The organism is Protofrankia sp. Cr1, from assembly GCF_963555865.1.
In the GTDB taxonomy this organism is placed as follows: Bacteria; Actinomycetota; Actinomycetes; order Frankiales; family Frankiaceae; genus Protofrankia.
In genome coordinates this window covers 2,342-3,186 of sequence record NZ_CAUVXO010000701.1, presented here as the reverse complement: position 1 = coordinate 3,186, position 845 = coordinate 2,342, and the positions used below count along the sequence as shown (strand labels likewise).

Sequence of the window (845 nt, the reverse complement as noted above, 5' to 3'; positions counted from 1 at the left end):
GGTCGCCGACCAAGTCCGTGTGTGGGATCGGGAGGTTTGGGATCGGGAGCAGCGCCACGGCCCCCGCCCACGGCTGACCGTGCTCGCCGATGAGAGTGAGGCACACCGGGCGGTCTGATGTGACAAATCCAAACGATAGGATCGCGCCGTGTGGCCGTCCGCGGTAAGCGACGGCCTCGTCATCCCAGTCCAGAGGGGTTGGGTGAGCTGTCAGTGGCCACTGTGAGTCAACGGGGTGAGCAACGGCGACTCCGCGGTCGGATGCGCGAGCTCGGTATGAGCCATGACGAGATCGCCGGCGAGTTCGGGCGCCGGTTTCGCTACCGACCCCGCGCCGCGTACCGGCACGCGTTCGGGTGGACGCTCCAGGAAGCCGCCGACACGATCAATGCGCACGCGGCGAGCCTCGGGCTCGATCCGATGGGCAGAGCGACCATGACCATGCCGCGGCTGTCTGAGCTGGAGTCCTGGCCTACCTCGGGCGGACGCCGGCCCACCCCCCAGGTCCTCGCCCTGTTCGCGCATGTCTACGGCACCGACATCCATCACCTCCTCGACCTTGAAGACCGCGAACACCTGGCCGCCGCGGATCTTCTCCTCATCGGCAGGATCGTGCGCGAGGTCGGAGTCTGCGCTGTGCGCGGGCAGCCTTCGGCTACGCCGCACGTCGCAGCTCAGGGGAGCGACTACTTTCCGTCGCAAGGAGGCGGTGGCGCGCTGTTGCCGTGTCCACTTCTGCCGGCGTTCGTAGACAATGCATCCTTGTCCGGGTCTCGTGCTTGGTCTTCGGAGAGGCCGGCGCCAGTCGGCTTCGAGGGAGAGGGGTCACCGACGAAGCGTCGCGA

General features: G+C 67.6%; 1 protein-coding gene. It reads left to right on the top strand.

The window, feature by feature from the left end:
- Positions 1-261 precede the first annotated feature (261 nt).
- On the top strand, positions 262-845 hold a 584-nt coding region (locus tag U9980_RS28235), incomplete at its 3' end, for a helix-turn-helix transcriptional regulator (protein ID WP_322770709.1).